Origin of the sequence: Streptomyces sp. NPDC048504, from assembly GCF_043200035.1 — a bacterium.
In the GTDB taxonomy this organism is placed as follows: Bacteria; Actinomycetota; Actinomycetes; order Streptomycetales; family Streptomycetaceae; genus Streptomyces.
Genome location: NZ_JBICXA010000004.1, coordinates 438,936 through 461,937, shown reverse-complemented (window position 1 = coordinate 461,937; position 23,002 = coordinate 438,936). Strand labels below are relative to the sequence as shown.

The window sequence follows — 23,002 nt, the reverse complement described above, 5'->3', positions numbered from 1 at the left end:
GCGACAAGGGAGTTGGGATTTTCCACAGCGGGCGCCAAGCCGCGTCGGCCGCACGGTCGCCTTCAGCGTCGTGACGTCGGTCACTGATCCGCGTATGGGGCATATTTCCTGCCATAAGGTCCCGAATGCGTGGGAACTCCGAGGTCAATGGTGGTTCAGGGGCCGACAGGCGCTAGCGTGGTGGACCGATGAGACTGCTGCACACTTCCGACTGGCACCTGGGCCGGGCGTTCCACCGCGTGAACATGCTCGGGGCCCAGGCCGACTTCGTGAGTCACCTCGTCGCCACCGTGCGTGAGCGCGATGTGGACGCGGTGGTCGTGTCGGGAGACGTGTACGACCGGGCGGTGCCGCCGCTGGCCGCGGTCGAGCTGTTCGACGCCACCCTGCACCGGCTCGCCGACCTGGGCGTGCCCACGGTGATGATCTCCGGGAACCATGACTCGGCCCGCCGCCTCGGAGTCGGCGCCGGTCTGATCGACCGCGCCGGCATCTACCTCCGCACCGAACCCTCGGCCTGCGGGACGCCCGTGGTCATTTTGGACGCGTTCGGCGACGTGGCCTTCTACGGACTGCCGTACCTCGAACCCGCCCTGGTGAAGGCCGAGTTCGGGGTGGAGAAGGCCGGCCACGAGGCGGTCCTCGCCGCCGCCATGGACCGCGTCCGGGCCGACCTCGCCGACCGCGCGCCCGGCACCCGTTCCGTGGTCCTCGCGCATGCCTTCGTCACCGGCGGCGAGGCCAGCGACAGCGAGCGGGACATCACCGTGGGCGGGGTCGCCGCCGTACCGGCCGGGGTCTTCGACGGCGTCGACTACGTGGCACTCGGGCATCTGCACGGCTCCCAGACCATCACCGGCCGAGTCCGCTACTCGGGCTCCCCGCTGCCGTACTCCTTCTCCGAGGCCGACCACCGCAAGAGCATGTGGCTCGTCGACCTGGACGCCGACGGGAACGTCACCGCCGAGCGCCTCGACTGCCCGGTACCGCGCGAACTGGCCCGGATCCGGGGCCCGTTGGAGGACCTCCTGCACGACCCCGGCCTCGCGCGGCAAGAGGAGGCGTGGGTCGAGGCGACACTCACCGACCCCGTGCGCCCGGACGACCCCATGGCCCGCCTCACCGAGCGCTTCCCGCACACGCTCACTCTCGTCTTCGACCCCGAGCGCGGCCCCGACGACCCCGACGTGTCGTACGCCCGCCGCCTCGCGGGCCGCGACGACCGCGAGATCGCCGACGACTTCGTGGCCCACGTACGCGGCGCCGGTCCCGACGAGCACGAACAGGTAGTTCTCCAGGAGGCGTTCGACTCGGTGCGCGCGGACTCGGTGGTACGGGAGGTGGCGCCGTGAGCGTGCGGCACGCGGGAACAGGGGGCGCCCGATGAGGCTGCATCGGCTCGACATCACCGCCTTCGGGCCCTTCGGCGGTTCCCAGACCGTCGACTTCGACGAGCTGTCCTCCGCCGGGCTGTTTCTGCTCCACGGCCCGACCGGCGCCGGCAAGACCTCCGTCCTCGACGCCGTGTGCTACGCGCTCTACGGCTCGGTGCCCGGCGTACGTCAGTCCGGTCAGGGGCTCACCCTGCGCAGCGACCACGCGGCGGCCGGCACGCGCACCGAGGTGCGGCTCGAACTGACCGTCGCCGGGCGGCGGTTGGAGCTCACCCGGCAGCCGCCCTGGGCGCGACCCAAGAAGCGCGGCACCGGCAGCACGCTGGACAAGGCGCAGAGCTGGCTGCGCGAGTACGACGCGTCGGCCGGCACCTGGAAGGACCTCAGCCGCTCGCACCAGGAGATCGGCGAGGAGATCACCCAGCTGCTCGGCATGAGCCGGGAACAGTTCTGCCAGGTCGTGCTGTTGCCCCAGGGCGAGTTCGCGCGTTTCCTGCGGTCCGACGCCGAGGCGCGCGGCAAGCTGCTCGGGCGGCTCTTCGACACGCACCGCTTCGCCGAGGTCGAGAAGCGGCTCGCGGAGCGGCGCCGCGCCACCGAGGCCCAAGTCCGCGAGGGCGACGCCGAGTTGCTCGCCGACGCGCACCGCATGCAGCAGGCCGCCGGTGACGCCATGGAGCTGCCGGAGCTCGCCCCGGGCGAACCCGGCCTCGCCGACGCGGTGTTGGGCGCGGCGGCCGTCGCCCGCAGCACCGCACGCGAGCAGCTGACCGTCGCGCGGAGTGGGCTGACCGCCGCCGAGTCCGCCCAGGTCGCCGCCGATCGTGAACTGGCCGACGCCCGTGAACTGGCCCGCCTGCAACAGCGGTTCGCGCAGGCGCGGGAGCGGGCCACCCTCATGGAGGAGCGGGCCGACGGCTACCGGCAGGCGCAGGCGCGGATGGAGCGGGCCCGGAAGGCGGAGGCGGTGGCGCCGGCGCTGGACCTGCGCGAGGCCGCCGACGCCGAGCACCAGGATGCCGCCCGGGCCGAGACACGTGCGCGTGACCTGCTGCCGGACACCTTCGCGGGCGCCGGCGCGACCGGGCTCGCCGCCGCCGCACGCCGGGCCGCCGAGGAACTGGGCGGACTGGAATCCGCCCGCCGCGCCGAACAAAGGCTCACCGAACTCGGCGTGGAGCGCGCCGAGTTGGACCGCCAGGAGCGCGCCGACGAGGACGTACGCCAGGAGGCCGAGGCCTGGCTCGCCGGGTGGGACGCCACCCGTGCGGGACTTCAGGCGCGGATCGAGTCGGCTCAGGAGGCCACCGCGCGGGCCGAACAGCTCGGCATCCGGCGCGAGCCCGCCGAGCGGCGTCTCGGGGCGGCCCGGCAGCGGGACCAGTTCGCCGGTGACACCGAGGACGCCCAGCGGCAGGTGCTCGCCTCCGCCGAACGCGCCGTCGAGGCCCGCGCCCACTGGCTCGACCTCAAGGAACAGCGGCTGAACGGCATCGCCGCCGAACTCGCCGCCCACCTCACCGACGGCGCCCCCTGTGCCGTCTGCGGAGCCACCGAACACCCCGCCCCCGCACGTAAATCCGCCGGGCACGTCGACCGCGCGGCAGAGGAACAGGCCCTCACCGCCCACCAGCGCGCCGAGGAACAGCGCACCGAGGCCGAGCGCCGCCTGGGCGTCGTACGGGAAGCCCTCGCCGCCGCCACCGCCGAGGCGGGTGACACGCCGACCGGTCAACTCGCCGACGAGGTTGCCGAGTTGGAGCGGCTCTACGAGCAGGCGCGCCGGGACGCGTCCTGGCTGCACCCCGCGACCGAGGAGCTGCGCCGGGCCGAGCAGGAGCACGAGCGGCGGACCGCGATCCAGCAGCAGGCCGCGCTCCGAGCCGCCTCCCGTACGACCCTGCGCGACACCCTGGACCGCGAACGGGCCTCCCTGGAAGGGGAGTTGGCGCAGTCCAGGGGCGCCGCCGACAGCGTGGCCGCGCGTGCCGCCCAACTGGAGCGGCAGGCCGCGCTGCTCACCGACGCGGCCGACGCCGTCCGTACCGCCGAGGACACCGCACAGCGCCTCAAGGACGCCGACGCCCGGCTCGCCGACGCCGCCTTCCGCGCCGGGTTCGACACCCCGCAGGCCGCGGCCGCCGCCCTTCTCGACGACACCGCCCATCGCGAACTCCAACGGCGCCTGGACGCCTGGCAGTCGGAGGAGGCCGCCGTACGGGCCGTCCTGACGGAGGCCGACACGGCGGCAGCCGCGCAGCTGGCGCCCGCCGACCTCGACGCGGCGGAGCGCGCCGCGGCCGCGGCCGTCCAGCGGACACGGCACGCGGCCTCCGCGCGCGACGCGGCTGCCCGGCGCTGCGCCGAACTCGACCGGCTCTCCGCCCGATCGGCCGCCGGAGCACGTCAACTCGCCCCGCTGCGCGAGGAGTACGACCGGGTGGCCCGCCTCGCCGCCCTCACCGCCGGCACCTCGGCCGACAACGAACGCCGGATGCGCCTGGAGTCGTACGTTCTCGCCGCCCGCCTGGAACAGGTGGCCGCCGCCGCGACCGTACGGTTGCAGCGCATGTCGTCCGGGCGTTACACCCTCGTGCACTCCGACGACCGGGCCGGGCGCGGCCGTAGCGGACTCGGGTTGCATGTCGTCGACGCGTGGACCGGGCGGGAGCGGGACACCGCGACGCTGTCCGGCGGCGAGACGTTCTTCGCGTCGCTCGCCCTCGCGCTCGGGCTCGCGGACGTGGTCACCGACGAGGCCGGCGGGGTCCGGCTCGACACCCTCTTCATCGATGAGGGCTTCGGCAGCCTCGACGAGCAGACCCTCGACGAGGTCCTCGACGTCCTCGACTCCCTGCGCGAACGGGACCGCAGCGTCGGCATCGTCAGCCATGTCGCCGATCTGCGACGGCGGATCCACGCGCAGCTGGAGATCGTGAAGGAGCGGGACGGGTCGGCCGTACGGCAGCGGGGGCAGTGAGGTCGGTCGGGCTCGCGAGGTCAGTGGGCCGTGGGGTCAGTGGCCCAGGGGGCGGCGGGGCAGCGGTGAGGAGTAGACGACGCTGGTGGTGACCGAGCCCAGGGCGCCGATCTTCCCCGACACCTCCTCCAGGTGGCGCATCGAACGGGCCGCGACCTTGATCATGAAGCAGTCGTCGCCCGTGATGTGATGCGCCTCCAGGATCTCCGGCGTTACCGCGACCAGGTCGTGGAAGGGCTTGTAGTTGCCGTTCGGATAGCGCAGCCGCACGAACGCCAGGATCGGCAGGCCCAGCCGCTCAGGGTCCACGACCGCCGCGTATCCCTGGATCACCCCCGCCTCCTCCAGCCGCCGCACCCGCTCGGTCACCGCGCTCGCGGACATGGAGACGGCCCGGGCCAGCTCGGCGAAACTGGCGCGCCCCTCCCGCTGGAGGACGTCGAGGATGCGCCAGTCCGTGGCGTCCGGGGTGTACGTGGAATGAGCGGTCATACCCGAGGAATAGCAGGGGAATCCCCGGCCGATCAAGGGGTACGGCGGGGATCGTCCCTTCAGTGGACCGGTCGGCGACCGTAGATTTCTCGACGTAGAGATCTGGAGATGTAGGGATCCAGAGACGTGTAGGCACCTCGGTGAAAGGCCGGATCATGAGCAGCAGTACCGTCGCCAACCCTGTTCTGCGGGTAGCCCCCGCCGCTCCCTCCGCGGCGGCCGCCCACTTCCGCGCGAGCCTCGCCTTCCACGCCGACGTGTCCGACGTGGCCGCCGCGCTCGCGGCCGGCGGCGACCCCGGTTTCCCCGGTTTCGTCGTCCTCGACTCACGCTCCACCGAGTCATGGGACCAGGGCCACGTCCCTGGAGCGGTCCACCTCCCCACGGCGCTCATCCCGGTGCAGGCAGAAGATCTCCTCGACAAGTCCGTGCCGGTCGTGACGTATTGCTGGGGTCCGGGCTGCAACGGCGCCACCCGGGCCGCCCTCGCGCTCGCCGAACTCGGGTACCAGGTCAAGGAGATGCTCGGTGGCTTCGAGTACTGGGTGCGTGAGGGCTTCGCGTTCGAGACGTGGGAGGGGAGTGAAAGGCGTGCGGTCGATTCGTTGACGGCGCCGGTGGGGGCGGACGACTGCGGCTGTTGACTCCTGGTCGGTGTTCCTTCAACTCGGCGCCACGGAGGGCGAGTTCGTACGCCGACCGTCGACGCGCCGGGTCTCTTGAACCCTCAACATGTGGGATCGCTGTGCGTGTAGGTTCTGCCCATGGCGCGATACGCGGAGCCGGGAACGGCGGTGCAGTGGGTGGAGTCGGGCGGCGGACCGCTCATAGCGGTGCCGACGACGGTGTTGCCGTTCTGGACGGGAGCCGACGGCGACGAACTGGCCTCGGACTACGACCGGGCCTGCGAGGTCGGTGGATACGCCGGCCTGCTGCCCGTGGGGGACAGTGCGGCGCTGGTCCTCGGGGACGACCCCGCGTCGACCTCCTTCCTCCCGGAACACGGCACGTTCGTACGGTGGTGCGCCGCGAACTCCGAGGACGAGGTCCTGTCCGTCATCCCCGCCGCGCTCGCCGGCGCGACCTGGGAGAACGAGGTGCACTGGGACGTACCTGGCCCTGTCGTCCTGTTCGACTCGGCGTGGCCCGGACGGGAGTCGGAGGGCACGGAACACCTGAAGGTCGACCTGGAGCCAGGGCGTTATGCCGTGCGGGCGGGGCAGGCGCAACCGGGTCCGGAGACGTGGCTGGGGCTTGTTCAGCTGCGACGGCTTTCTGGCTGACGGGTGTAGGGCGGGGCTTTGGTGCCGGTGTCGGACACGGGGGCGACCGGGGCCTGAACTGGCGGGTGGCTAAGGGGACGTCTCGGCCCTGGCGTCGGATACGGGCGGCGATCGCATCCCGGAATCAGCGGTTGGCTGAAGGGGACTCCGTTGCCCGGCTTCAGACACGGGCGGTGCGACCTCGGTCCGAACTCGCGTGCGGCTGAGGGGACTTCGGCTCCGGTGACGTACACGGACGGCGGTCACGGCCCGGAACTGCCGGTCGGTGAACGGGACGTCAGCCACCGGCGTCCGACGCACACGGCGGCCGGGTCCCGAACTCCGGGACCCGGCCGCCGACATGTCGCACCGTGCGTCACCGCACCCCGCGTCAGAGCTGTGACAGCTCGTCCACCAGGTCGTCCAGGCCCAGCGAACCCTGGGACAGCGCGGCCATGTGCCAGGCCTTCAGGTCGAAGGCGTCGCCGTGCCGCGCGCGGGCGTTCTCGCGGCCCGACAACCAGGCCCGCTGGCCGAGTTTGTAGCCGATGGCCTGGCCCGGGATCGTGAGGTAGCGGGTCAGTTCGCTCTCGACGAAGTCCGCGGGGCGGCTGCTGTGCGCCCCGAAGAACTCCTGGGCCAGCTCGGGCGTCCACCGCTCACCGGGGTGGAACGGCGAGTCCGCCGGGATCTCCATCTCCAGATGCATGCCGATGTCGACGATGACCCGGGTGGCCCGCATCATCTGCGCGTCGAGGTAGCCGAGCCGCTGCTCCGCGTCCTCCAAGTAGCCCAGCTCGTCCATCAGTTGCTCCGCGTACAGCGCCCAGCCCTCGGCGTTGGCGCTGACCCCGCCGATGGTGGCCTGGTAGCGGGAGAGGTTCCCGGCGACGTGCGCCCACTGCGCGAGCTGGAGGTGATGACCGGGGACGCCCTCGTGGTACCAGGTGGAGACGAGGTCGTAGACCGGGAAGCGGGTCTGGCCCATCGTCGGCAACCAGGTCCGGCCCGGACGCGAGAAGTCCTCCGACGGCGGTGTGTAGTACGGCGCCGCCGCGCTGCCCGGAGGCGCGATGCAGGACTCCACCTTCCGTACCCGCTCGGCGAGTTCGAAGTGCGTGCCGTCTAGTTCCTCGATCGCCTTGTCCATCAGGCCCTGCAGCCAGACGCGGACCTCGTCGACGCCCTCGATGTGCCGGCCGTGCTCGTCGAGGTGCGCGAGCGCCACCCACGGAGTCTCCGCGCCGGGCAGGATCTTCTCGGCCTCCTGCTTCATCTCGGCGAGCAGCCGGTGGTACTCGGACCAGCCGTACGCGTACGCCTCGTCGAGATCGAGGTCCGTACCGTTGAAGTAGCGCGCCAGACGTCCGTACCGCTCCCGGCCCACCGTGTTCGGCGCGCCCTCGATGGCCGGCGCGTACACGTCGCGCATCCAGTCCCGCAGTTCCACCACGGCCGCGGTCGCCGCACGCGCGGCCTCGTCCAGCTCGGCGCGCAGGGAATCGGGGCCCGCCGAGGCGAAGTCCTCGAACCAGCCGAGCCCCTGGCCGTCCGTGTCCGACCACTCGGTGAGCTGGCCGATGAAGGTGTCGGTCGGGCGCGGACCCGCGAACAGCTTGCGGTCCAGGCCCAGTTGGAGGGACTCGCGGTAACCCGCCAGCGCGGTCGGCACGGCGCGCAGCCGCTCGGTGATCGCCACCCAGTCCTCGTCGGTCCGGGCCGGCGTCACCGTGAACACCTCGCGCACCGAATGTGCGGGCGTGGCCATGTTGCCGACCGCGCGCAGGCTCTCCTCGGCCTCGTGCACGCCGAGTTCGGCGTTGAGCCGCTCGCGCAGCAGGCGCGCGCAACGGCGCTCGCTGTCACTGTCCGCGCCGGGTCGGCGCTCTGCCTCGTCGAGCTTCGCGAGGGTCGCCCGCTGAAGCTCGGCGAGTCGTTCCTGACCTGCGGGGGAGAGATCGGGCAGCCGGCTCGAACTCTCCTTCACGCCGAGATACGTGCCGGTGACCGGGTCGAGGGTGATGAGGTCGTCGACGTAGGCGTCGGCGACCTGCCGGGGCAGCGGAGTGTTGGTCTGCGACATGGGGACCATCCTCATACGCGGGGCTGGGACCCGTCACCCCGATTCAGCTGTGGGCGTGGCAAGCGGCAGCAAAGGCCCGCAGTCCCACTGCTGGAAGATCAACCGGGTCTCCACCCGGGCCACCTCGCGCTGTGACGTGAACTCGTCCAGCACCAGCCGCTGCAGGTCCGCCATGTCCGCCACGGCCACATGGACGACATAGTCGTCGGGACCGGTCAGATGGAACACGGTCCGCGACTCCGGCAAGGCCCGGATCCGCTCCACGAACGGCCCCACCAGCTCCCGCCGATGCGGCCGCACCTGCACCGACAGCAACGCCTCAAGACCACGCCCCAACTTGGCCGGATCGAGCCGCAGTTGATGCCCGAGGATCACCCCGGCCCGGCGCAGCCGCGCCACCCGGTCCAGACACGTCGACGGCGCGACCCCCACCTGCGCCGCGAGCTCGCGATACGTCGCCCGGGCGTCGTTCTGCAGCAACCGCAGCAGATGGAGATCCACCGGATCCAGTACGGCAGATTCGGTCATGGGCCGAACGTAACACGGTGTTGTCCGCTTGAGGTCCGGTCGATGTTCACCCTTCCCTCCATGGACACCACGAGCCCGCACCCCGCCCCGGCCCCACGCGCCCTGGCCACCGAAGCCGTGCACGCCGGCCGCGACGACCTCGCCCGGCAGGGCCTGCACGCCGCGCCCATCGACCTGTCGACCACCTACCCGTCGTACGACAGCCGTGGCGAGGCCGCCCGCGTCGACGCCTTCGCCGCCACCGGCGCCGAACCGGACGGCCCGCCCGTCTACGGCCGCGTCGGCAACCCGACCGTCGCCCGCTTCGAGACCGCCCTCGCCCGCCTCGAAGGCACCGAGAGCGCGGTGGCGTTCGCCAGCGGCATGGCGGCCCTGACCGCCGTCCTCCTGGCGCGGGCCGCGGCGGGGCTGCGGCATGTGGTGGCCGTACGGCCCCTCTACGGTTGCAGTGACCACCTGCTCACCGCCGGGCTGCTCGGTTCCGAGGTGACCTGGACCGACCCGGCCGGGATCGCCGACGCGCTGCGCCCGGACACCGGCCTGGTCGTCGTCGAGTCCCCGGCCAACCCGACCCTGGCCGAACTCGACCTGCGCGCCGTCGCCCACTCCTGCGGCTCGGTCCCGCTCCTCGTGGACAACACCTTCGCCACCCCGGTCCTGCAACGCCCCGCCGAACACGGCGCGCGCATCGTCCTGCACAGTGCCACCAAATACCTCGGCGGACACGGCGATGTGATGGCGGGCGTGGTGGCCTGCGACGAGGAGTTCGCCGGGCGGCTGCGCCAGGTGCGGTTCGCGACGGGCGGCGTGCTGCACCCGCTGGCCGGCTATCTGCTGCTGCGCGGCCTCGCGACCCTTCCGGTACGGGTGCGGGCCGCGTCCGCCACCGCCGCTGAACTCGCCCGCCGCCTCACCGCCGACCCGCGCGTCGCCCGCGTCCACTACCCGCGCATCGGCGGCGCGATGATCGCCTTCGAGGTCCACGGCGACCCCCACGAGGTCACCGCCGCCGTCCGCCTCATCACCCCGGCCGTCAGCCTCGGCAGCGTCGACACCCTCATCCAGCACCCGGCGTCGATCAGCCACCGGGTGGTGACCGAGGAGGACAGGAGGCGTTCGGGCGTGAACGACCGCTTGCTGAGGCTGTCGGTGGGACTGGAGGACGTCGATGACCTGTGGGCGGATTTGGATGGGGCGCTTGCGCCCCTCTCAAGGGGCGCGGGGAACTGCGCGACAAGCCACGACGCACCCGCAGTGGCAGGCCAAACCGCAACCGCTACGGCGCTTCGGCCCTCCCGAACTCCGTAACCTCCGCAACCTCCACGGCCGCACTCAGCCGAGCCGTGACCACCAACGTCCCCTCCTCGATCTGATAGTCGAGCGGCAGCTCAAGCCCCCGCATCGCCGCGACCATCCCCGTGTTGGACGCCTGCGTCACCGCGTACACGCTCTCGCACCCCGCCTCGACAGCCATCCCCACCAGCCGCCCCAGCAACTCGCTCCCGATACCCCGCCGCTGCCAGTCGTCCTCGACCAGCAGCGCGACCTCCGTCTCGTCCCCGTCCCACAACAGGTGCCCGAGCCCGACGATCCGCCCCGACGCCGTCTGTACGGCGAGCGTCCGCCCGAAGCGCGGAGAGAGCAGGTGGTTGAGATAGCGGTCGGCGTCACCGACCGGCCCGTGGTACCGCATACCGAGCGTCCGCGCCGAGCACCGCTCGTGCATCTCCCGCGCCGCGTCCAGATCACCGGTGTCCGCGCGCCGCACGGTGATCGCGTTGCCCTCGGGCAGCGTCAGTACGTCCTGGCTGCGCGGGATGCGCGGACCGAGCCGGGCGTCCAGCTCGACCAGCGCCCGCGCCCGGGCGAACTCGGTGGGCGTGAACGGCAGATACGGCCGCTCCACTGTGATCACTCCGCCTTCCGGCGCCCGCAGCCGCATGACCGTGTCCTCCAACGCCCCTTCCACCGGCACCGACTCCGGCTCGCGTCCCTTGCCGGCGACAACGTTGGCGGGGAGCGAACGGATGGTGCACCGGCCCAGCAACTGCCGCAGCGCGAGCGGCAGTTCGGCCGCGTCCAGGGCCGTGCGCGTGGCCAGGCCCAGGACACGGGTCGGCGCGTCCACCAGGTCGTGGGCGTCGGCGCGCTCGATCCAGGTGCCCGAACCGCCGGCCGACGACACCGCCCGGGTGATCTCGGACGCGGCGACCTCGGTCGGCGCCCGCAGCAGGAACTCGTCCACCGTGCCCTCGGCCAGCGGATGCGTCTGCAGGCTCAGGATGTCGACCCGCCGGCCGGCCAGCGCCGTGCACAGCACCGCCAGCGACCCCGGCGCGTCCTTCACCGTCGTCCGCATCCGCCACAGCGCGGCCGCCTCGGCGACGGGGTCGGCCGACGCGGAGGACTGCGCGGACTCGGAGGCAGAGGTGGACGCGGACTCGGGCTCCGCCCCGGTCAGTCCGGTCCGCTCGGTCGGCCCGGCCTGCCGCAGGTCCGCGGTGGGCCGGGCGCCGGTATCGCCGGTCGGCGGCGCATGACCGTGGCGGCGTGACCACCACGTGTGGAACCCCGCCGTGGCGATCAGCGCCAGCGCGGAGATCGCCAGCAGCACCGGACCGTCGGGCCCGTGCCCCACCAGATCCGCCACGACGTCCGCCACCGCGACCGCCGTGAACAGCGCGGCCAGCTCCACCAGGTCCCGCCGCCAGTGGTGCACCGGACGCCCGTGCTTCGTGCGCGTCACGTCAAACATGTCTCGACTCATGCACCCACTGTGAAGGAAGGGTGTTGCGTGATCACGAACGCTCTGTGACCTACCGGTAAAAGCGTGGTTCTGTACCTTTTGCCGTTCTTTTGGTGAGTGCGGAGTACCGGAGGTCAGCCCTGTCGCCCTACGTCATGCGGCCACCTCCTCCACCAGCGCACTGCGCAGCCGACGTGCCTGCGTGACCAGCCGGGACGAGCCGCCCCGGGCCGCCGTCTGCGCCAGATGCGGCAGTTCACCCCGCGCCCCCGACCGCTCTGCGCACTCGGCGGCCACGGCCAGGAGGTCCCCGAGCCCCCGCGTGTGGGCGGGCTTGGCATCAGCGTCGAGGTCGGCGAGCAGCGCGGCCAGGGTGTGCCGGAGGATCCCCCAGATGGTCGCGTTCGCCCCGGTCGCCGCCCCTGTCCGCACCGACTCGGCGAGCCGCGACGGCTTCACGGCCCCGCTCCGCACCAGCTCCCCGAGATCCGCCCCCAGCCGGGCCCCGTCCAACTGCCCCCGCGCCGCGAGCACCAGCAACGCGTCTACGGCGGCGAGCCGGTCCTCGGGGTGCCGCGCGCCGAGCCCGTACGCCAGACACAGGTGCGTGGCCTGACCCGCCATCCCCTCGGACTCGGCCAGCAGCGGGAGTACGGCTGCTGCGCCGCGGGTGTCGTCCAGCGCGGCGGTGGATACGTCCCGCACCAGCCGAGCCGCCACCAGTTCACGACGCTCGGGGAGTATCGCGAGCCAGTGCCGCTGCATGTCCTGGTTCCAGTGGTAGCAGTACCAACGGTCGCCGTAGGCGGTCACCGGCTTGCCCAGCGCGCGGAACTCCGCCGGGAAGTCCTCCTGAAGATCGAGGAGTTCACCCAACTCCACCACGACGCGCGCCCCGGACGTCCGGCGTCTGCTCAGCGGCAGGGTGGGGCTCTCGGACGTCAGCCGGCGCGCGAGCCGGGTGCCCTCCGCCGTGCCGAGAGCCTCCGCCCGCTCGGCGGCTGCGGCTGCCGCCACCCGGTCCTCGCGGCGCACCCGCAGCAGAGCCTGCGCGAAGTCGGCCTCCGAGACCGGCGCGCCGAGACGACGGTATGTCTCCAGCCGGTCCACCAGCTCCTCCGGCTCCAGCAGCCCCGTGCTCCAACTCGGCGTCGACAACAGGAACGGCACCGGCTCCGCGCGGAGCCGGTACGCCACCTCCCACACCCGGGCGTCGAAGGCCCGCGTCAGTGCGCTGTGCCCGCACTCCCGGCCCCGATGACCGCGCCGCATCCCCTCGTGGAGGGTGACGGTGCGCACCTTGTCCAGGAGGGTGGCCAGCAGGAGGTCGAACCCGTACGACCCGCTGCCGAAGCTGTGGTGCGACCTGCTGAAGTGGTCGTCCGGACGCTGGACGTGCCCGGGGCCGTCACCGGCCCACCAGCGGCGCGCGACCACCGGCCCCAACGCCTCCAAGAGGGCGTCCCGGTCCTGATACGCATGGCGGACGAGCCCGTCCAGCGCGCGCTCGAACGCCGCCACATCGCCCTCGGTGGCCAGCAACGCCCCGAGTTCCTCGGCGAGTTCGACCGCGGACTCGGGTGCCGGTGCGAGGCGCGCCGGCTCCGGTGCGGGCGGGAGAACCTCCTCGTACACCAGCGACGCCGCCGTGACCGGCGCGGCGCCCAGCGTCTCGACCGCGCGTGCGCGCAGGACGGGGGTCAACTGGGCGGCGGATGCGGCGAGTTCGGACCGTACCTCGGGGGAGCCCACCTTCTTGAGATGCCGCTCGACCAGCTTCAGTGCCCGCTCCTGTACGTCCGCGTCCTCGTGCCCGAAGGCCTGCGCGAGGGTGGGCAGCACGTCGTCGGCGGCCGACGCGTCGCGCCCCAACACCTTGCCCAGCAGCACGAGTTGGGCCCGGACGAGTTTCTTCTCGGGCCGGAACAGCACGGCGTCCGACATCTCCGCCAGCCGGCGCGGCGTCAACTCCCCGTCCAGGGCCAGGGAACCGAGCACCGACTGGGCGTGCGAGGCCACCGTGGGTACCGCGTCCGAGGTCAGCGCCAGCCAGTCGGCGATCCGCTCCCGCTCCTCGTCGCGGGTCAGGGCGAGGGCCTTCAACACACGCAGGAACACCCGGTTGTCGAGGGTCGTACCGCCCCGCAGCAGCCGGGACGCACACGCGTCCACCGTGCGCTTCCGGTCCAGGACACCTTCGGTGGTGAGCTGGGCGAGCGCGTCGACCCAGCTGTTCGGTCCCTCGGCCGAGGTCCATTCCAGGGGGCTGCCGATGTCCTCCGTCTCGAAGACCGCGTCCACCAGCTCCGCGAGATGCGGATCCTTGCGCAGCCGGTCGAGCAGGGTGTTCCCGAGCTGCCGCAGGTTGCCGATGTGCTCCACCCAGCCCCGCACGTAGGCGTCCGTCGTCGGCACCGGGCAGCCGGAGAGCCGTACCAGACCGGCCATCAGCTCGTACGGCACGTCGGCGGAGGCCGGGCGTCCGGCGAGACGGTGCGTCACGTCGGCGAGCCAGGCGGTGTCGCGGTCGCCCAGGATGTGGATCAGCAGCGCCGGTGACGACTGCGACCAGCGCATGTCGGTGGCGGCGATCCAGGTCGCCGCGGCCGCCGCACCGGTCTCGCAGGCGGCTCCGGCGGCGTGCAGAGCCGGATAGGCGCGGCGGGCCGGCTCCTCCCAGGGCGCCTTGCGCAGCTCCTTGCGGAGTTCCTTCAACTCCGGGAGAAACGCCCGCCGTTCGGCGTCCGTCAACCCGTCGAGCAGTCCCATCGCCTCGGCCGTCCGGCCCGCCCGCACCGCTTCCATCAGCGAACTCATCGCACACCCCCGTCGACCCGCACCATGTTCTGATCCGCGTTCCGGACCGTGTCCCGCTCCGGCGCGGTGCCCCGCCGCACCATCCGCACCGCCAGCGCGTGCTTGCACGGCCCACGCCCGCCCCGGTACTTCGCCCACCACACGCAGCTGCAACTCAGCACCCCCGCCTCGTCCCGCACCCGGTGCACATGACCGTCCTCGGCGGTCACCGTCCCGAGCGCGCCCTCCAAGGTCACCGCCCCCGCGTCCACCAGCGCGCGGGCCGAACGCAGCCGGGGATTGTGACGCTCCACGCGCTGCGCGTCGTACGGCAGTTCACGGTGGAAGTAGGCCGCCTCCGCCGTGTCGTAGCCGACGCGCCCCGAGGTGCCCAGCCGGGTCAGCGCGGCGCGGACCCGCTCGGGGGTGAGTCCCGAGGAGGCGGCCATGTCGGCGACGTCGATGCGGGGCTCCCAGGCCAGCAGTACGGAGATCAACTCCGCGTCCTCGCCCGCCTCGTCGGCGGCGAGCGCGTCCAGGACCCCGCCTTCGCCGGAGAACCCGCGTGACGCGTCCGGCGACAGGGTGAGGGTGAGCCGCATCCCCGGCAGGACGGCCTCCCAGGCACCGGCCGTCGCCGAGGCGCCGATGACGGAGGGGCCGTAGATCCGCAGGGCCGTCGCATGGCGCAGGACGCGCTGGAGTGCGATCAGGCGCTCCGGGCCCGGGAGGCAGACCGCGCCCGGTACGGGGCGGGTGGTGGGGCGGAGGCCGCGTCCCGACGGCACGACCCAGCGCGGGCCGCTCGTGGTGCCGCGCGCGCCGCTCTTCGGGAGTGAGCGCAGGAAGCGGACCGCCTCCGCCGCGGGCAGCTCGGCGCGCAGGTCGAAGCCGGCCGCTATGACCTGGGCCTCCGCGAAGCCGCGGAGCCACCGGTCCGGGAGCGGCACCTTCTTCTCCACGACCGGGCCGTCGAGCGTGGTCACGGCCAACTCCTCGGGGCCGACCCGGAGATGGAGCGGGTCGTCCGTGCCGATCCGGGACAGGGCCTCGCGCAGCGGGTTGTTGACGTCGACGTTCGTCGTGCCGTGTCCCACCTCGTCGCTGTCGAGTCCGGGGGCGAGGACGTCCAGCCGCGCGTACACCCCGCCGCAGCCGGAGAAGGACTCGAAGCGCAGCCGGTCGCCGCCCGCCGTCACCACCGGGTCGAGGGAGGCGGCCAGTTGGCGCTGGTAGTAGCGCGTGGCCGCCACGTCCGCCACCGCCAGCAGCGCTGCCGAGGCCACCTGAGGCGAGGTCAGGAAGCCCGCGAAGAAGCGCGGATGGTCGGTGACACCCGAAGGAGTCGCACCTCGTGAGGTCTCCAGCCCGAGGCGCCGTCCGTCCGCCGACGACTCCAGCACGGAGGGTCGGGGATAGGTCACGGCCTGCAAAGATCGCGTCATGGGAAAACCGTAGAGGCGACCACTGACAGTCACTCTGACCTGCGAATACGTCCATTCTGGCGGGGAGCTGGCAGGCGTCGTCTCGCGCCGCGCACCGGGGGATGACGCCGGTGCGCGGCTCAGGTACGAGGGTAGTGGAGTTACTGGCCGACCCGTCCCGGCTGAAGGGTCTTGGTGAACAGCACGGTGCCGTCCTGCTCACGCAGACGCACCGTCAACTCCCCGCTGTGGCCGTCGATGTCGACCTCGCCGAAGAACTGGTAGCCCTCGGCCGGCGACACGTTCTGCGCGGTCGGCGCCTTCACGAACACCCGCTCGGGACCGAAGGTGTTGTCGAGGGCGCTGGCCGGGAAGGCGCCCGCGTTCAGCGGACCGGAGACGAACTCCCAGAACGGCTCGAAGTCGGTGAACGCCGCCCGCGAGGGCTGGTAGTGCTGGGCGGAGGTGTGGTGCACGTCGGCCGTCAGCCACACCGTGCCGGTGATCCGCCGGTGCTTGATGTACCGCAGCAGTTCGGCGATCTGCAGCTCACGCCCCAGCGGCGCGCCCGGGTCGCCCTGCGCCACCGCCTCGATGTTCGCCTTGCCCTCGGTGGCGTCGGGCACGACCAGGCCGAGCGGCATGTCGGCGGCGATCACCTTCCACACCGCACGCGAGCGCGACAACTCCCGCTTGAGCCACTCCAGTTGCTCCCGGCCGAGGATGCCCTGCGGGTCCACGGTCTGGTTGTCGGGCGAGTTGGCGTTGCGGTAGGTCCGCATGTCCAGGACGAACACGTCGAGCAGCGGACCGTGCCGCATCACGCGCTGGACCCGGCCCGCCTTCGCGCCCGGCCGCAGCGTCGAGACCGGGAAGTACTCGCTGAACGCCCGCCGGGCCCGCACCGCCAGGGCGTCGACGCTCTTCTCCGTGTAGCGGGTGTCGGAGGCGGCGATCACCTCGCCCGGGTACCAGTTGTTGCGCACCTCGTGGTCGTCCCACTGGATGATCGACGGGACCTGGGCGTTGAACCGCTTGAGGTTCTCGTCGAGCAGGTTGTAGCGGAAGTTCCCGCGGAACTCGGCCAGGGTCTCGGCGACCTTGGACTTCTCCTCCGTGGTGACGTTCCGGTAGAGGCTGCCGTCGGGCAGCGCCTGGGTCGCCGTGATCGGACCGTCGGCATAGATGTTGTCGCCGCTGCACACGAAGAAGTCCGGGTCCAGCTTGGCCATCGCGTCGTAGATCCGGTAGCCGCCGAGGTCGGGGTTGATGCCCCAGCCCTGCCCCGCCAGGTCACCGGACCACAGGAAACGCACGCCGCGCCGCCCGGTCGGCACCGTGCGGAACGTGCCGTCGACCGGCTCGCCCGTACGGCGCGGGTCGTCGGGGTCGGCGAGCAGGACCCGGTAGTGGATCTGCTGCCCCGAAGGCAGCCCGCGCAGCCGGGTGGTGCCGGTGAAGTCCGTGTCGGCGCCGAGCAGCGGACCGTGCCACCGGTGCGGATTGCGGAACGACTCGGTGGCCGAGGTCTCCACGATCATCCGGGCCGGGCGGTCCGAACGCACCCACACCAGACCGGAGTCGGAGGTCACGTCTCCCGCCTGCACGCCCCAGCCCGCCTTGGGACGCCCGGACAGGGCGAAGGCCGGGGCGGCGCCGAGGGCGGCGGGCACGGTCAGGGCCGCCGACGCGGCCAGGGAGCCGCGCAGAACGCTACGGCGGGCGGGGAACGGACGATGTGACATGGGGTTGCGCCTCCACGGACGGGATGCGGTCAGGGTGCACTGCCACAACTACTGGTGCGCCACAGCGCACACGCAAACCAGGGGTGAACAACGGAACGCGGTGACATGGGAGCCCGCGTGCGACACCAGAGGCTCTCTACGGGTTCACGGCGCCGGCCATCAGACCCACACCCGCACGAATCCGCCCGGGCGACAGATGCGCGTACCCCAGGACCAGCCGTACGGCCGCGTCGTCCACGCGCGCGTGTGCGTAGGCGCTGAGCGGGCGCACCGCGACACCGGCGGAGGCCACGCGTTGGAGGAAGTCCTCCTGAGGGCCGTATTTCTCCGGCAGTTCGGCGATGACGTGCAGTCCCGCCGCGATGCCGGTCACCCGCGCTCCGGGGAAGTGCTCCTCCAGGGCGGCGACGAGGGTGTCGCGGCGCTGCCGGTAGGCGCGCTGGCAGCGGCGCAACTGGCGGTCGTAGTCGCCGCGTTCCAGGAAGCGGGCGAACAGTGCCTGGTCGAGCGTCGGGTGGCCGAGGTCCATGGTGCGCTTGCGTTCGACGACCTCGTCGGCCAGTGACTCGGGCACCAGCAGCCAGCCGAGCCGCAGCCCCGGGGCGAGGGACTTGCTGACCGAGCCCGCGTAGGCGACATGCTCCGGGTCGAGTCCTTGGAGTGCGCCTACGGGGGCCCGGTCGTAGCGGAAGTCGCCGTCGTAGTCGTCCTCGAAGACCAGGCCGTCCACCGACCGCGCCCAGTCGAGGAGTTGGGCGCGCCGCCGCGCGGAGTAGGCGATGCCGGTGGGGAACTGATGGGCGGGTGTGGTCACTACGGCCCGTACGCCCGACGCCCGTAGCGGCCCGACCGCGAGACCCTCCTCGTCCAGGGGCAGCGGTACGGTGCCGACGCCCGCCGCGGCGTACAGGGCGTCGTGCTGGGGGCTGCCCGGGTCCTCGACGCCGACGGTGCGTGTCCCGCGCGCGTGGAGCACGAATCCGAGCAGCGCCGTCGCCTGCGCCACTCCGGAGACCACGATGAGCCGCTCCGGGTCGGCGACCACACCCCGGCGGCGCGCCAGGAGTTCCGCCAGCGCCGTACGCAACCGGGGCAGCCCGCGCGGATCGGGATAGCCGAGCATCTCGTGCGGCGACTCCACCAGCACGCCGCGCTGTGCCGCGGCCCAGGCGGCACGCGGGAACAGCGACAGGTCCGGGGTGCCGGGCACGAAGTCGGCGCGGGCGCCGGGGGAGCGCGGCGCGAGGTCACGCGCGCGTGGCCGCGCAGCCCGTACGGCACCGCCCACCCAGGTGCCCGCACCCCGGCCGCTGCGCAGATAGCCCTCCGCCGTCAGCTGCTCGTACGCCTCCGTGACCAGGCCTCGCGACACCCCGAGGTCGGCCGCCAGGTCCCGGCTCGACGGCAGCCGGGTGTCCGGCGCCAGCCGCCCCGAACGCACCGCCTCACGCAGCGCCGCCTGGAGGGAGCGGCCACGCGCGCGTGCCGGTGCCGACACGGCGGGCAGCAGCAACTCCCAGGCGGCGGAGCCCGTCAGACTCTCCGGACCGGTCGGCCCCTCCGGATTGGTCCGCGATGGCGTCATGGAAGTGGACCTTAAACCGGACCGCGGCTCTCCTTAGCGTCGCTGCCATGAACGCCACCACTGCCCGCGGCACCCCGCTCGCCGCCTTCGCCTGCGTCCTCGTAGGCGCGTCCTTCACCGCGAACAGCGTCCTGGGCCACTACCCGTACGCGGGCGGCCAGTTCCTGCGCTACGGCCTCGCCTGCGTGCTCCTCGTCCCGTTCACCGGCAAGGACCTGAGGGCCCGGCTGCGGGGGCTCACCCCACGCCAATGGGCCCGTCTCGCACTGCTCGCGGCCGTCGGCATGGTCGGCTTCAACCTGGCCGTCATCGCCGCCGAACGCAGCGCCGAACCGGCCGTCCCAGGCGTCTTCGTGGGCTGCGCTCCGGTAGCCGTCGCGGTCCTCGTCCCCCTCCTGGAGGGACACCGTCCGCGCCGGATCGTGCTCTACGGGGCGTCGCTCGTCGCCGTGGGGGCGTTCACGGTGCAGGGGTGGGGCCGCACGGACGGTGCCGGAATCGCCTTCTCCGGGTGCGCACTCGCGGGAGAGGTGGGCTTCGCGGTGCTCGCGGTTCCCGTACTGCGGCCCCTGGGACCGCGGTTGCTGTCGGCCACCGTGTGCGGTATCGCCGCGGTCGAGGCCGCGACGGCCGGGCTCGTCCTCGACGGGACCGCCTGGCTGCGGCGGCCCGACGGCACCGAGGCCGCCGCGCTGCTGTGGCAGGCGGCGGTCGTCACGGTCGTCGGCTTCGTGTGCTGGTACATGGGCATGCAGCGGATCGGCGCGGAGCGCGCCACGCTCTTCTCCGGCCTCATCCCGGTCGCCGCCGCCGCTACCGCGCCGCTCGTCGGAACGGGCTCCTACGGGGCCGCGCAGGCCGTCGGCAGCGCCCTCGTCGGCGCCGGAGTCGCCCTGGGATCGGGCGCGTTGGGGCTGCTGCCGCGCCGGTCAGCGGCTGCCGTCGAGGATGACGCGCGCGACCAGGGCCGGGTCGTCGTTCATCGGGCAGTGCCCGCAGCCGGGCAGCCGCACCAGCCGGGAACGGGGGATCATCTGCTTGGCGCGGACGCCCTGTCGGCGCAGCAGCAGCCGGTCCTGCGTGCCCCAGGCGACGGTCACCGGGATACCTGGGATGTCGTCGGTGAACCGGACGCTCGTACCGGTCCGGAGCGTGTCGTCGAACCCGGGGGCGTTGACCAGCGCGAGCGTCTCGGCGACCACGGCCTCGGGTGAACGGCGGCCCGGACGGGCGTAGATGGTGCTGGTAAGCGCGGTGCGGCCGGCCGTCGTGCGGGCCAGCTTCTCGACCAGCGGGAGGGGCATGCTGCGGGCGATCCGCCGCATGGTGAGCAGCACACCGAAGGCGTAGCGCCGCTCTGCCTGGGACCAGAACCCGGCGGGGGAGAGGGCGGTGACGGACCGTACGACCTTCTCGCGGCCCAGCTCCAGGGCCATCAGGCCGCCGAGCGAATTGCCCGCCACATGCGGGCGTTCGAGCCCCAGCGCCTCGCAGAAGGACCTGAACACGGCGGCCGTCGTGGGCAGGTCGTACGCCAGCCCCTCCGGGAGCGCGGGCGAGGCGCCGAACCCGGGCAGGTCCACGGCGATCACATCGCGCTCGGTCGCGAGGATGTCCACCACCGGGTCCCAGGCCTGCCGGTGATGACCTATGCCGTGCAGCAGGAGCAGCGGTTCGCCGCTGCCCACGCGCGCGTAGGACACGGTCACGGTCTTCGGGCCCCGCGGGGTGGGGACCGGGAAGGAGACGGTGGCGGACATGGGGGTGCTCCTCGTCTGGGACGCGCTGACAGACGCCGTACAGGCCGTGTAGACAGCTTGTCAGCAACTGCTACCGACCGGTAGCCCCAGGGGCCGGGGACCTTGAGACGCGCGGATTTCTGCTGGACAGGGCCACGCTCAACGCATGGGATGGAGGGGTGACCACCGACACCTCGACCGATGCCTTCGAAGAGCACCGCCCCGTCCTCATGGGAGTCGCCTACCGCATGCTCGGGCGGGTGGCCGACGCCGAGGACGTGGTCCAGGACGCCTGGCTGCGCTGGTCCGCCGCCGACCGCGCCGAGGTCCGCGAACCGCGCGCCTATCTGGTGCGCGTCACCACGCGCCTCGCCATCGACCGACTCCGCCAGGTCAAGGCGCGCGGCGAGGCCTATGTGGGCCCGTGGCTGCCGGAGCCGTACGTCACCGACTTCGGGGACACCGTCCCCGACACGGCAGAGCGTGCCGTGCTCGCCGACTCCGTCTCCCTTGCCGTACTCGTCGTCCTGGAGTCGCTGTCCCCGCTGGAACGCGCCGTGTTCGTCCTCAGGGAGGCGTTCGGCTACCCGTACGCCGACATCGCGGCCATGCTGGACCGCGGCGAGCCTGCGGTGCGCCAACTCGCCGGACGGGCCCGCAAGCATGTCGACGAACGGCGCCCGCGCTACGAGGTCGACCCTGCCGAACGCCGCGATCTCACCGAGCGGTTCCTCGCCGCGGCGGCCGAGGGAGACCTGGCGGGCCTCATGAAGATGCTCGCACCGGACGTCCGTCTGATCGGCGACAGCGGCGGCAAGTCCAAGGCGCCGCTGCGGATCCTGGAGAGTGCCGACAATGTGGGCCGCTTCCTGGTCGCCGTCGCCGGGAAGGGCATCCCGGAGATGTCGTTCCGCTTCCTGGAGCTCAACGGCGGACCCGCGGTACTGATCCTTTCGGGTGACACGCCCGACAGCGTCTTCCAGGTGGACGTATCCGCCGGACGCATCCGGTCTGTCTACATCGTCCGCAACCCCGACAAGCTTCGATCACTGGCTTCCGCTTAGCCGCGGCCCGGACAGAGCCCCCGTTTCGCGACGGGGGCTTTGCTGTTACGTCACGAAGAACACCCAGTACGAACGCCCTGTGAACGCTCTGCGGCAGACGCTCTGTGCATTGCGTATGACATGGAGGATTGGTCTTGACCAAGGGTGGGGGCCGTCCTATGGTCGCAGATAAGTGAAACAACCTTTAATAAACAAGGGCGCTAAAACGCCGCCGGAACACGGCGATTGCGGAGGACAGGGTGGGGACCACGCAGTTGGAATCGGTGCCGGAGCCGAAGTACTGGCATCTCAAGACAGTGCTGAGTGAGGCACTGGACTCCGAGTTCTCCGTGGGCGAGATCCTGCCCAACGAGCGCGACTTGGCGGCCCGCTTCGGCGTCGCCCGGGCCACGCTCCGGCAGGCTCTGGAACAACTCGAACTGGAAGGCCGGCTGCAGCGCCGTCGCGGAGTCGGTACGACCGTCGCGCCGCCGCGCGTGGGTGTCGCCGTCGGCACCGAGCAGCACGCCTGGCCGGGCGCCGGGGAGGACGCCTGGCAGTCCGTCGACTGTGTGCTGGCGGCTCCGCCGGCGGCCGTGGCGGACGTCCTGGAGACCGGTTCCGAGGAACTGGTCCACACCGTGCGGCGCTCCCGGGTGAGCCACGGCCAGCCGGTCGCCGCCGAACTGCTCTACATCCCGGAGTCGTCGGTGCCCGACCTCTCCGCCATAGACACTCCCTCAGCGACGGCACGCGCGCGTGCCGTACTGCGCGAGTTGCAGCGCCTCGAACTGGAGGGCCAGGACCGCGCCGTGGAACTCGGCTCGGCCCGCGCGGACGACGCCAAGGAACTGGACCGCCTCCCCGGAGCCCCGGTCCTTGTCGTCACCACCCGCTTCTTCGCCGAGGGCCGCACCGCCGCGGTCTCCGTCGCGACCTACCGCGCGGACACCTGCCGCCTGACCTTCGCCGACTCCGGAGGCGTGGAAATCCACCACGGCCCAGAACGCCAGGCCTCCTGACCGAGATCACGGCTCACGCGTAGCGCCCCGGAACTCCACCGGGGCGCGCCGCGTTCCTTCCCAGCACCGGTCGCGGTTCAGGGGCGCGGGGAACTGCGCGCCCAGCCACGACGGACCCGCACCCGACAAACGACCACCGCGCCCAGCCACGACGGACCCGCAC

General features: G+C 72.3%; 16 protein-coding genes and 1 pseudogene. 8 read left to right on the top strand and 9 right to left on the bottom strand.

All coding sequences use genetic code 11. The features are described from left to right. The first annotated feature begins 188 nt into the window (after positions 1-188). Together ACGFY9_RS13005 and ACGFY9_RS13000 are read left to right on the top strand one after the other, a co-directional pair. Positions 189-1,352, top strand: coding sequence for an exonuclease SbcCD subunit D (locus tag ACGFY9_RS13005; RefSeq protein WP_393753774.1), 1,164 nt, complete (start codon positions 189-191; stop codon positions 1,350-1,352). A 31-nt stretch (positions 1,353-1,383) separates the two neighbouring features. After that, positions 1,384-4,374: an AAA family ATPase gene (locus ACGFY9_RS13000; RefSeq protein ID WP_393753773.1), complete on the top strand. Its 2,991-nt coding sequence runs from the start codon at positions 1,384-1,386 to the stop codon at positions 4,372-4,374. Between the two features lie 36 nt (positions 4,375-4,410). On the opposite strand, the gene ACGFY9_RS12995 is transcribed toward ACGFY9_RS13000, so the two are convergent. After that, the gene (locus ACGFY9_RS12995) at positions 4,411-4,866 is read right to left on the bottom strand and encodes an Lrp/AsnC family transcriptional regulator (RefSeq protein WP_365610262.1); all 456 of its coding nucleotides are present in this window, start codon (positions 4,864-4,866) and stop codon (positions 4,411-4,413) included. A gap of 155 nt (positions 4,867-5,021) precedes the next feature. On the opposite strand from ACGFY9_RS12995, the gene ACGFY9_RS12990 reads away from it, so the two are divergent. Next, positions 5,022-5,510, top strand: coding sequence for a rhodanese-like domain-containing protein (locus tag ACGFY9_RS12990; RefSeq protein ID WP_393753772.1), 489 nt, complete (start codon positions 5,022-5,024; stop codon positions 5,508-5,510). A gap of 120 nt (positions 5,511-5,630) precedes the next feature. Continuing rightward, positions 5,631-6,149 carry an immunity 21 family protein gene (locus ACGFY9_RS12985; protein WP_393753771.1) on the top strand — a complete coding sequence of 173 codons (519 nt, stop codon included), beginning with the start codon at positions 5,631-5,633 and terminating at the stop codon, positions 6,147-6,149. Positions 6,150-6,519: 370 nt separating this feature from the next. Here ACGFY9_RS12985 and ACGFY9_RS12980 read toward each other — a convergent pair whose 3' ends face one another. Both ACGFY9_RS12980 and ACGFY9_RS12975 read right to left on the bottom strand, forming a co-directional pair. After that, positions 6,520-8,211, bottom strand: a complete 1,692-nt coding sequence (locus ACGFY9_RS12980; protein ID WP_393753770.1) for a DUF885 domain-containing protein — start codon at positions 8,209-8,211, stop codon at positions 6,520-6,522. Positions 8,212-8,244: 33 nt separating this feature from the next. Then, on the bottom strand, positions 8,245-8,739 hold the full coding sequence (locus tag ACGFY9_RS12975; RefSeq protein WP_393753769.1) for an Lrp/AsnC family transcriptional regulator: 495 nt from the start codon (positions 8,737-8,739) through the stop codon (positions 8,245-8,247). A 42-nt stretch (positions 8,740-8,781) separates the two neighbouring features. Here ACGFY9_RS12975 and ACGFY9_RS12970 point away from each other — a divergent pair, with 42 nt between their 5' ends. After that, entirely contained in the window at positions 8,782-10,047 is a 1,266-nt protein-coding gene (locus tag ACGFY9_RS12970; protein WP_393753768.1) for a trans-sulfuration enzyme family protein, read from the top strand. Here the strand turns inward: ACGFY9_RS12970 and ACGFY9_RS12965 are convergent. From ACGFY9_RS12965 to ACGFY9_RS12945, 5 genes are all read right to left on the bottom strand, one after another. Further along, the gene (locus ACGFY9_RS12965; RefSeq protein WP_393753767.1) at positions 10,016-11,494 is read right to left on the bottom strand and encodes a GNAT family N-acetyltransferase; all 1,479 of its coding nucleotides are present in this window, start codon (positions 11,492-11,494) and stop codon (positions 10,016-10,018) included. The two genes, ACGFY9_RS12970 and ACGFY9_RS12965, sit on opposite strands and share 32 nt — an antisense overlap. A gap of 144 nt (positions 11,495-11,638) precedes the next feature. Then, entirely contained in the window at positions 11,639-14,302 is a 2,664-nt protein-coding gene (locus tag ACGFY9_RS12960) for a DUF6493 family protein (RefSeq protein ID WP_393753766.1), read from the bottom strand. Next, positions 14,299-15,726, bottom strand: a complete 1,428-nt coding sequence (locus ACGFY9_RS12955) for an SWIM zinc finger domain-containing protein (RefSeq protein ID WP_393753765.1) — start codon at positions 15,724-15,726, stop codon at positions 14,299-14,301. The genes ACGFY9_RS12960 and ACGFY9_RS12955 overlap by 4 nt, the downstream gene beginning before the upstream one ends. 140 nt (positions 15,727-15,866) lie before the next feature. Beyond that, positions 15,867-17,450: an alkaline phosphatase D family protein gene (locus ACGFY9_RS12950; RefSeq protein ID WP_393753764.1), complete on the bottom strand. Its 1,584-nt coding sequence runs from the start codon at positions 17,448-17,450 to the stop codon at positions 15,867-15,869. A gap of 136 nt (positions 17,451-17,586) precedes the next feature. After that, complete coding sequence (locus ACGFY9_RS12945; RefSeq protein WP_393753763.1) at positions 17,587-19,035, bottom strand: PLP-dependent aminotransferase family protein; 1,449 nt, start codon at positions 19,033-19,035, stop codon at positions 17,587-17,589. Between ACGFY9_RS12945 and ACGFY9_RS12940 the strand changes: the two are divergent. Further along, a pseudogene (locus tag ACGFY9_RS12940) lies at positions 19,026-19,919 on the top strand (DMT family transporter); the annotation flags it as partial. The gene ACGFY9_RS12945 and the pseudogene ACGFY9_RS12940 sit on opposite strands and share 10 nt — an antisense overlap. Before the next feature lie 45 nt (positions 19,920-19,964). Here the strand turns inward: ACGFY9_RS12940 and ACGFY9_RS12935 are convergent. After that, on the bottom strand, positions 19,965-20,795 hold the full coding sequence (locus ACGFY9_RS12935; RefSeq protein ID WP_393753762.1) for an alpha/beta fold hydrolase: 831 nt from the start codon (positions 20,793-20,795) through the stop codon (positions 19,965-19,967). A 158-nt stretch (positions 20,796-20,953) separates the two neighbouring features. On the opposite strand from ACGFY9_RS12935, the gene ACGFY9_RS12930 reads away from it, so the two are divergent. After that, the gene (locus tag ACGFY9_RS12930; protein ID WP_393753761.1) at positions 20,954-21,838 is read left to right on the top strand and encodes an RNA polymerase sigma-70 factor; all 885 of its coding nucleotides are present in this window, start codon (positions 20,954-20,956) and stop codon (positions 21,836-21,838) included. Between the two features lie 239 nt (positions 21,839-22,077). Further along, positions 22,078-22,839: a GntR family transcriptional regulator gene (locus tag ACGFY9_RS12925; protein ID WP_033283475.1), complete on the top strand. Its 762-nt coding sequence runs from the start codon at positions 22,078-22,080 to the stop codon at positions 22,837-22,839. Positions 22,840-23,002: the final 163 nt, after the last annotated feature.